The following is an 8,593-nucleotide window of genomic DNA, read 5'->3' on the forward strand; positions in this document are numbered from 1 at the left end:
GGCTGGAAGATCGGATTTGTCTGTGCCGCGCCGCCGCTGCTACGGGTTGCCGCCAAGGTGCATCAATTTCTGACCTTCACCACCGCGCCGAACCTTCAGGCTGCGGTCGCCTACGGGCTCGGCAAGCCGGACGCGTATTTCTTCCAGATGCGCAAAGATCTCGCCCGCAGCCGCGACCGCCTGACGAGCGGACTGGAAAGATTAGGTTTCCCGGTCCTGCGCGCGCAGGGCACTTACTTTCTCACAGTCGATTTGTCTCCGCTCGGCCTTAACGAAACGGACGAAGCCTTTTGCAAGCGTATCGTCAGCGATTACAAGGTCGCGGCCATTCCGGTGTCGGCGTTCTACGAGCAGGATCCCGTGACCACGGTGGTGCGGTTCTGTTTTGCCAAGCGGGATTCGACGCTCGATGCCGCGCTTGAGCGGCTGTCGGACGCCGTGCACCGGCGATAGCGGCGGAGAGCTAAAATGCCCCGCCAGCGTTTCGTGTTCCTGATTGGCTTGTCGATTGCCGCCACGCTGGTGTCGCCGGTCCTTGCGAAAGCCGAAGAGCGCACCGTCAATTTTTACAACTGGTCGAGCTATATGGCTCCCGGCGTGCTCGAGGACTTTACCCGCGAGACCGGCATCAAGGTCGTTTACGACACCTTCGACGCCAATGAGACGCTGGAGACGCGGCTGTTGGCCGGCAAGTCAGGTTATGACGTCGTGGTGCCGACGGCCTATTTCCTGCAACGCCAGATCAAGGCAGGCGTGTTTCAGAAACTCGACAAGTCGAAGCTGCCGAACCTCGCCAATGCGTGGCCGATGGTGACCGCGCGGCTCGCCACCTACGACCCGGGCAATCAATATGCCGCCAACTACATGTGGGGCACGACGGGTATCGGCTATAACGTCAAGACGGTGCAGGGCATCCTCGGCGCGGGTGCCGACATCGATAGCTGGGACATCGTCTTCAAGCCGGAGAGCCTTGCGAAATTCAGGGATTGCGGCGTCCATATGCTGGACTCGCCCGACGATATCTTTCCGGCGGCGCTGAATTACCTTGGGCTCGATCCGAACTCGACAAAGCAGGCCGATCTGGAGAAAGCCGCCGAACTCGTCGGAAAGATCCGGCCCTACGTCCGCAAGTTTCACTCTTCCGAATATCTGAACGCGCTCGCGACCGGCGAAATCTGTCTGGTGGTCGGCTGGTCGGGTGACATCATGCAGGCGCGAAGCCGTGCGGCCGAGGCCAAGAATGGGGTCGCGATCGGTTATGCGATCCCGAAGGAAGGCGCGCAAATGTTCTTCGACAATCTGGTGATCCCGGCCGACGCCAAGAACGTCAACGAAGCCTATGAGCTGATCAACTTCCTCTACCGTCCCGATATCGCGGCAAGGAATTCCAACTTCCTGTCTTACGCGAACGGCAATGTGGCGAGCCAGAAGCTGCTCGATCCCAAGATTCTGGCCGACAAGAATATCTATCCGGATGAAGCGACGATCGCCAAGCTGTTCGTGATTACCGCGCGCGATCCGGCGACCCAGCGCATCATCAACCGCCTTTGGACCAAGGTGAAGACGGGGCGTTAGCTGTCGTCATTGCGAGCGTCAGCGACGCAATCCAGCGCAGAAAATCTTGATCGCTTCGTCGCTTCAGCGCAAAATTGCTTTGCAATTTTGTCGCGATCTCCTCGCGATGACGTCGACGCGGTGCGCAATCCGCTAACGCCAGCGGCGGTGCAGCCACAGCCACTGATCCGGATATTCGCGAATCCATCCCTCGACCACCGACGTGATCGCCTGCATCGTCTGCTGAACGTCGATTTGCCCGGAAGCATTGCGCACCGGCTCGACCTCTTCGGAAATTTCGGCGCGGAAGCGGTGGTTGGGCAGGCGGACAACGCGAACCCCGTAGATCGGACATTCGATTTGCCGCAACAGACGGGCCAGCGTCGGGTTGGCCTTGGTCTTGCGGCCGAAGAACGTCACCTCAATGCCATTGGTGAAGTATTGGTCCACCAGCATCGCCACGTGCTGTCCCTTGCGCAGGGCTTCGGCCATTTTCAGAGGGGCGTCGCGGCCGGCGGGGATCAGCGTCCCCATCTTCACCGCACGCATTTCCTCGATGATCCGGTTGGCGGAGGCGCTGTTGGGACGGCGGAACAGGATGGCGGCGTCGAGCCCGTGAGCCGCCGCGGCGACAGCCGGCAATTCCCAATTGCCGATATGGGCGGCGAAAACCAACGCTGGCTTTTCCTGCAGCCGTAGCTTGGCGAATAATTCGTGGGTACGCGGCGGGATTTCGATCCGGCTCTTCTCCGGGAAAGCAGGGTCATGCTCCCAGACGTGATCGAGGTGAGCGAATTCGGCACCGAGCCGCCCGAGGTTGTCCCAAACGCCGCTCAGGATCGTCTCGATTTCTTCCGGCGATTTCTCCGGGAAGGCGGCCACCAGATTGGCGCGGCCGATCTTTTGTTCGCGCGTCAAAGGCCCGATCAGGCGGGTCGCACGGCCGAGAAAGTCAGCCGTCTTGATCGGGTCGAAATAGCGCGCCGTGCGCAACAATATGATCGTCGCGGCGCCCACCATGCCATCGCCGATCGTCTTCGCGGCGTCGCGAATTTTGGCCCTGGCGCGAAGCAAGAGGGAGCGCATCGAGATCAACGATGATTAGCCGGCACGCGCGTCAGCGGCCACGGCGTCCAGTGCTGGGTCAAAACAGTCCCAGCTAAACCGGTTCACGGGTCAAGACCAGCGAGGCGTTCTGACCGCCGAAGCCAAAGGAATTCGACATCACGGCAGTGACACGCGCATCGCGGGCTTTGTTGGGGACCACATCGAAGGGGATGGCAGGGTCCGGAATGTCGTAATTGATGGTCGGCGGGATTCTCTGGTGCTCCAGGGTCAGGAGCGAGAACACCGCTTCCACCGCGCCCGCGGCCGACAGCGTGTGCCCAACCATCGACTTGTTGGACGACACCGGAATTTCCTTGGCGCGTTCGCCGAAAACGGTCGAGATGCCAAGATATTCCATCTTGTCGTTCTCGGGCGTTCCGGTGCCATGAGCGTTGATGTAGTCGATCTGCTCGGGAGCAATGCCGGCATCGGCGAGCGCATTGCGGACGCAGCCGATGATCGGCTTGCCATCCGGGCTCGAACGGGTGCGATGGAACGAGTCTGCAAGCTCGCCGCAGCCGGTGACGACGCCGAGAATCCTTGCGCCGCGTGCGGTCGCGGCCTCAAGGCTCTCGAGCACCAGCGCGCCAGCGCCTTCGGCCATTACGAAGCCGTCGCGGTTCTTGGAAAACGGCCTTGAAGCGGCCTGCGGCGGGTCGTTGTGGGTCGAAAGTGCCGACAGCAGCGAAAAACGCACCAAGGCTTCGGGATTGACCGAACCGTCGGTGGCGACGCAAAGCGCGGCGTCGGCCTCGCCGCGCCTGATCGCCTCGACCCCGAGCTGGATCGCGGTAGTGCCGGAGGCACAAGCGGTCGACAGCGAGATCGGCGAACCCTTGGTGCCGAACGCTTCGGCGAGGTGGTCGGAGACCGAGCCGAACAGGAACCGGCGGTGATAGGCCGTGTAGCGGCCACCGCCGGAGACCCGCAGCATGGCATCGTAATCGATTTCGGTCTGCGCGCCGATCGCACGACCAAGCTCCTGCCGCTGCGGCCACTCGACCTCGACGGGCGCAACCGCGAGAAACAGCGGGCCCGGGAAATCGCCTTTACTCCCGATCGCGGCTTGCGCAATGGCCTCCTCGGCGGCCAGTTCGCCAAGGCGCTCTGAAAGATCCGTCGACGAAAACGGCTCGACCGGGACAAAGTCAACCGTGCCGGCCATTGTGGTCTTCAGCCCCTCGGTCGGAAAGCGGGTAATGGTACGGATGCCGGATTCGCCCGCCGTGAGTTTCTTCCAATTGTCGGCCTTGCCCGCGCCGAGCGAGGTGACGATCCCCATGCCGGTGACGACGACAATCGGCCTGCCGAATTTATCGCGCGTGGCTGTCATGCTTCCCCCCGTTTGACTAGATCGCCTCGACCAGCGCCATGCCTTCGCCGCGCCAGTGGCCCGTCCCGATCACCACAATCTGGGATGGCGGCGTCGACATTTCAACCTCGACAGCGGACCCGCCGGCGGACGGAAACAGCGCGCCCCGCGACAACGACAGAGCCGCGAGCGCAAGTCCCAGCGGAAACTGGGCTTCCATCGTGTGGCCGAATGACGTGCCGCTCGCGCGCACCGGAAGTCCGGCGTGGGCCTTCAGAAACGCGCGCTCTTCGGACGTTACCGGCTCGACTCCCGTCGCGCCGGTGATGACCGCGGCCTTGTCGCCGATCTTGCCAAGCTTGGTCCAAAGCTGTTCCAGCGTTGCGGTCACGTCGCCCGCCTGCTTGCGGCGCGACATGTCGGCGACGACGTTGACGAGGCGCGCAAACGGCTTGGCGCCGCGCGCTTGCGCATGCGCCTTCGATTCGATGACGAGAAATGCGCCGCCGGATCCCAGCGCGAAGCCGCCGTGTTCGCCGCGTTCCCAAACCGGCGTAAATTTGTCCTTGAGATTGAACTCGCCGAATTCGTAGAGCACCAGCAGATCCTTGCGCTCGCCGTTTTGCGAGCCGCCGATCAAGGCGATGTCGCTTTGGCCGGCCGCAATGCGCGCGAGTGCAATCCGTGCAGCGTCGACGCCGGAGGCTTCCTCGCCCATGAAGGTGCGGGACGAGCCGGTAACGCCGTGCACGATGGCGATATTACCGGCGAGCAGGTTGGAGAGTTGCGCCAGGAACAGTGTCGGGCGCAGGTCGCTCATCAGCCGTTCATTGAGAAATCCGGGCGCGGAATTGCCCTTTTGCTCCAGACTGAGGATGTTCGAATCGACTGCAAGGTCGCGCTCGCCGCCGCCGGCGGCCACGACCATGTCCATTCGCGAGAGAATCTCGGCGTTGCCTTTAACACCTGCCGATTCCAGGGCCAGCCCCGCCGCATAGGTGCCGATGCGCTGCCAGGCTTCCATCTGGCGCTGGTCGCCCTTCTTTGGAATCTGGGCGTCGAAGCTGAGCGGCGCCAGTGGATGCACGACGCAGGGCGCAAAGCCCTTTTCATCGACGTTGATCCGGCGCTGATTGAGCGCATCCCAATGAGCGTCCAGGCCTTCGCCAAGCGACGTCGCTAGCCCGATGCCGGTGATCCAGACTTCGGTTGGAGGTTTGATTTGGGTCATGGGGCGATGGCCTGCTGCGGGAATCCGACGCGCTCGGCAACCGAATTCATGTATCCGCGCATATCCGCATTGGGGAAGGGGATCAGCGTGAACGTGAGGCTCGAATTCGCGCGCAGCTTGCCGCCGACACGGATCTTCGCTTCGGTCACCGCATAGCCGGAGCCCTCGTGGGCGATGCCGGCCTCAATCGAGATGAGGTCTCCCGGGAAGACCGAGCCGCGAACCTTGGCTTCCTTGACTGCGGCTAGAATCGGCATGCGCTCGAACTTGAGCAGGCCGAGCAGCAGCCAGCCGGACGCCTGCGCCATCGATTCGATCAGCAGCACGCCAGGCATCAACGGATAGCCAGGGAAGTGCCCCTCGAAGATGGTGCTTTGCTCCGGAACCTGGGCTTCGACGACAATCTTCTTGGCGCCGATATCGAGGTCGACGATGCGGTCGATCAGGTGGAAATATTCAAGTTGCATGGTCGCGCGAGTTAAGCGCTAGCGCCCTTGGCCGCGACCAGCTCGTCGATCCGTGCGCTCAGATTCTTCAGCACGAAGTACTGCTCGGTCGTCGCCTTGCCGTCGTTGACTTCCTGTGTCCACTTTTCCAGCGGCAGCTTGATTCCGAATGCCTTGTCGATCGCAAAGGCGATGTCGAGGAAGTCGAGGCTGTCGATTCCGAGATCGTCGATCGCGTGGCTTTCCGGCGTAATGGTATCGCGCGGTATGTCGCAGGTTTCAGCGATAATCGTTGCCACCTGATCGAATGTAGAAGACATCACTAAACCTTTGATATATTGAGGATAAATCCCACGAAGCGAAGAGGTGGCGACCGCGCGGCCCAACCGGTCTCATCCACCATCCGGAGTCGCAAGCCCGTATATCGGAGCGCAGCCCTGAGTTCAATGGAGGGAGCTGACGCTTGTAGCGGTCAATTCCAGGGGCAAAGGCGCGGTTTGGGCCGCTTTTGCCGACCGGACGTTCGTCCGCCCGACGTCGCTAGTTATGTGGCACGGCGATCTGGACGCAATCGTGGCGTCCCATCAGGACACAGTCCTGGGTTCGCCGCAGTTCGGAGATGCTCATGGTCAGCCAGATGCCGATCGCCAGCAGCGCGACCGTGAAGGCGAAAGCGGCCACGTTGGCGAGCATTCGCTGCCGGTAGTCTACCGCCTCATCGGGCACCCGCTCATAGCGCGACAGGTCATTGGCGACCTCAAGCCGACGTGCCAAAGGCGGTTGTTTCATACGCTGGGCAAGTGGTGATCCCGGGCGCGGCCGAAACTGGAGCACGCGGTGCTCTTCTTCCGAGGGGGCCGATACGATGGGTCGCTGGGGTCTCACGGATGCCAGCTCCGGGGCAACTCAGCATTCTTTAGCACGCCGACTTTGCAACTCGAAGTAAAAAGAAGAAGTGCGGCCAAGCGGACTCATCCGTCCAAAGTGTCATGGAACCTGCCGTAGTCGATACGGACCCGGCCGTCATCGAGTTCCTCGAGGATGTCGGCGTAGCGCTGTCCAAACCGGATCTTGCTGTGGTCATACGTCTTGCGGGCGTGGATGGTTTGCGCCGCAACAACGTCGTAACCGGACACGACCACCACGAGCGAAACGCTGGCCGCCTTCATGCCCTCGGCGTCGAGCCCGTACAGCGGACTGTTGTCATCGAGGACGTGAAACAGCGTCCAGGTCAGTGCGAGTGCCGGGTGTTCGCTCTTTTCCAGGAAAAGTTCGCTGAAGCGGCGCAGGACTTCGCCGTCGCGGTTGACGATGTTCTTGATGACCCACAGACGCGCGGTGGCATTGCCGATGACGTTGTGACGCTCATTGGCGAGACGCACCATCAGTGTCGGTTTTCCTTCACGGGTCGATATCACGGGATTGTCGACGAACAAGAGCCGCGCACGCGGCCGCGAGAAACGGGCGAAGATCAGTCCGGTCATGACCGACATCGAGAAGATGCCGGTGAACAGTTCGACCGTGGCGATGAAATGCCCGTAATGCGTCTGCGGATGCATGTCGCCGTAACCGGCGGTCGAAAGCGTCTCGATGCTGAAATAGAGATAGTCGATGTAGTCGCTGTGCTTGACGTTCGAGACCGGGTTGTCGCCAAGCCAATAAAGGAAACCGAAAATCGTATTGAAAATGACGAAGACGAGTGCCGCGCCGGCGATGAAAGCGGGCCATGACGCCGTCATGCAGCGATGACTGATATCGGCCCAAAAATTCAGGCGGAGTCCTTCGGCGATGATTTCGCGATCGCCGAGACGCACGATAGACGTATTCGATCTCCGATCCTTCAGGCGGCTCATCATTTCCTAGCGTCTCTTGATGGTTGGTGCGTCAGGCGGGGGGCGTCGGCGTTCGAGGATTGTCGCAGCTGGCCCGCGGTGAGCAACCAATTCGCAGCCTTTTAGGGCTTCCGCATGTAGCCAAAGGTCATTGAACCTAAGTCACAGCATGCCATAATCGAGAAAACAACAACGACATATTTCACAATCAGGCGGGGGAATGTCCAGTGCGGCGAATTTGAAATTCCTGTCCGTGTCGCAGGCAGGTTGGTCACAGCAATTCAAGTTCAAGGCCGCCTGGAATTTGTTACCTGCAAGAGCTCCTTTGATTCCGAAGTTCGCATCAGAGGCCGCTGCAATTGCTTGCGAACTTCGGAATCGGAGCTCCAGCCATGTCGAACGTCCGCGAACCGATGATCCACCCGATACCGATTCTGGCGCTTCGGCCGACCCAGATGACCGTCGGAATGCGCGAGGTGAGGGAAAAGCGCAAACGCTGGCGCGAGCAGGAAAAGAAGAAGCAGGCGGAATCACTCGGCAAGCACATGATCCCCGTGGTCCGTGGCCCCGAGAAGCGCTTTTACGTGGTCGATCATCATCACCTGGCGCGTGCGCTCCATGATGAGGGCGTGAAGGATATCCTCGTCACCGTGATCGGCGATCTCAGCATGGTCGAGAAGGACGCGTTCTGGGGCGTAATGGACAACAAGCGGTGGGTCTACCCTTACGATGCCAAGGGCGAACGTCGGCATTTCAAGGATTTGCCGAAGTCCATCGAGGATCTCAAGGACGATCCGTTCCGCAGCCTCGCCGGCGAGCTGCGGCGTGCGGGCGGTTTTGCCAAGGATACGACACCGTTCAGCGAATTTCTCTGGGCCGACTTTCTGCGCCGCAGAATTTCGACCAAGACGGTCGAGGATAATTTTGCGAAGGCGGTGGAAAAGAGCCTTGAACTGGCAAGAAGCCAGGACGCAACCTATTTGCCCGGCTGGTGCGGGCCTGCGTCTGAGGCGTAAATCAGCGCAGCCGGTGTTGCCTTACGCCTTCGGCAGCCGGCCCATCAGTTAGAACTCATCGTTGGGCCGCATCGCGGTGACATTGGCCATCCGGT

The 8,593-nt window shown here is 61.0% G+C and carries 10 protein-coding genes; 3 read left to right on the forward strand and 7 right to left on the reverse strand.

Translation table 11 applies throughout. The annotated features are described in order from the left end of the window. Together VFL62_RS04325 and VFL62_RS04330 are read left to right on the forward strand one after the other, a co-directional pair. Positions 1–453: aminotransferase class I/II-fold pyridoxal phosphate-dependent enzyme (locus VFL62_RS04325; protein WP_325171141.1), on the forward strand; the 453-nt coding region annotated here is incomplete at its 5' end. Positions 454–468: 15 nt separating this feature from the next. Further along, positions 469–1,575 carry a polyamine ABC transporter substrate-binding protein gene (locus VFL62_RS04330; protein ID WP_325171142.1) on the forward strand — a complete coding sequence of 369 codons (1,107 nt, stop codon included), beginning with the start codon at positions 469–471 and terminating at the stop codon, positions 1,573–1,575. A gap of 132 nt (positions 1,576–1,707) precedes the next feature. Here the strand turns inward: VFL62_RS04330 and VFL62_RS04335 are convergent, their stop codons facing one another. From VFL62_RS04335 to VFL62_RS04365, 7 genes are all read right to left on the reverse strand, one after another. After that, positions 1,708–2,640, reverse strand: a complete 933-nt coding sequence (locus tag VFL62_RS04335; RefSeq protein WP_325171143.1) for a lipid A biosynthesis lauroyl acyltransferase — start codon at positions 2,638–2,640, stop codon at positions 1,708–1,710. A 73-nt stretch (positions 2,641–2,713) separates the two neighbouring features. Further along, the gene (locus VFL62_RS04340) at positions 2,714–3,994 is read right to left on the reverse strand and encodes a beta-ketoacyl-ACP synthase (RefSeq protein WP_325171144.1); all 1,281 of its coding nucleotides are present in this window, start codon (positions 3,992–3,994) and stop codon (positions 2,714–2,716) included. Between the two features lie 16 nt (positions 3,995–4,010). Continuing rightward, positions 4,011–5,204 carry a beta-ketoacyl-ACP synthase gene (locus tag VFL62_RS04345; protein WP_325171145.1) on the reverse strand — a complete coding sequence of 398 codons (1,194 nt, stop codon included), beginning with the start codon at positions 5,202–5,204 and terminating at the stop codon, positions 4,011–4,013. Continuing rightward, on the reverse strand, positions 5,201–5,671 hold the full coding sequence (locus tag VFL62_RS04350; RefSeq protein ID WP_325171146.1) for a 3-hydroxyacyl-ACP dehydratase FabZ family protein: 471 nt from the start codon (positions 5,669–5,671) through the stop codon (positions 5,201–5,203). Before VFL62_RS04350 ends, VFL62_RS04345 begins: the two co-directional genes overlap by 4 nt. Positions 5,672–5,682: 11 nt before the next feature. After that, the gene (locus VFL62_RS04355) at positions 5,683–5,970 is read right to left on the reverse strand and encodes an acyl carrier protein (protein ID WP_072815786.1); all 288 of its coding nucleotides are present in this window, start codon (positions 5,968–5,970) and stop codon (positions 5,683–5,685) included. A 220-nt stretch (positions 5,971–6,190) separates the two neighbouring features. Next, positions 6,191–6,535, reverse strand: coding sequence for a hypothetical protein (locus tag VFL62_RS04360; RefSeq protein WP_325171147.1), 345 nt, complete (start codon positions 6,533–6,535; stop codon positions 6,191–6,193). An 86-nt stretch (positions 6,536–6,621) separates the two neighbouring features. Beyond that, positions 6,622–7,506 (reverse strand): ion channel, encoded by an 885-nt coding sequence (locus tag VFL62_RS04365; RefSeq protein ID WP_325171148.1) that lies wholly within the window; start codon positions 7,504–7,506, stop codon positions 6,622–6,624. A gap of 368 nt (positions 7,507–7,874) precedes the next feature. Here VFL62_RS04365 and VFL62_RS04370 point away from each other — a divergent pair, with 368 nt between their 5' ends. Further along, positions 7,875–8,498 (forward strand): ParB-like protein, encoded by a 624-nt coding sequence (locus VFL62_RS04370; RefSeq protein ID WP_325171149.1) that lies wholly within the window; start codon positions 7,875–7,877, stop codon positions 8,496–8,498. The last annotated feature ends 95 nt before the right edge of the window (positions 8,499–8,593 follow it).

It is taken from the genome of Bradyrhizobium sp. (assembly GCF_035701725.1).
In the GTDB taxonomy this organism is placed as follows: Bacteria; Pseudomonadota; Alphaproteobacteria; order Rhizobiales; family Xanthobacteraceae; genus Bradyrhizobium.

Bases quoted from the DNA above. Each gene is read 5' to 3' on its own strand.
- VFL62_RS04330 (WP_325171142.1), top strand. From the start codon at position 469: ATGCCCCGCCAGCGTTTCGTGTTCCTGATTGGCTTGTCGATTGCCGCC.
- VFL62_RS04335 (WP_325171143.1), bottom strand. From the start codon at position 2,640: ATGCGCTCCCTCTTGCTTCGCGCCAGGGCCAAAATTCGCGACGCCGCG.
- VFL62_RS04340 (WP_325171144.1), bottom strand. From the start codon at position 3,994: ATGACAGCCACGCGCGATAAATTCGGCAGGCCGATTGTCGTCGTCACC.
- VFL62_RS04345 (WP_325171145.1), bottom strand. From the start codon at position 5,204: ATGACCCAAATCAAACCTCCAACCGAAGTCTGGATCACCGGCATCGGG.
- VFL62_RS04350 (WP_325171146.1), bottom strand. From the start codon at position 5,671: ATGCAACTTGAATATTTCCACCTGATCGACCGCATCGTCGACCTCGAT.
- VFL62_RS04355 (WP_072815786.1), bottom strand. From the start codon at position 5,970: ATGTCTTCTACATTCGATCAGGTGGCAACGATTATCGCTGAAACCTGC.
- VFL62_RS04365 (WP_325171148.1), bottom strand. From the start codon at position 7,506: ATGATGAGCCGCCTGAAGGATCGGAGATCGAATACGTCTATCGTGCGT.
- VFL62_RS04370 (WP_325171149.1), top strand. From the start codon at position 7,875: ATGTCGAACGTCCGCGAACCGATGATCCACCCGATACCGATTCTGGCG.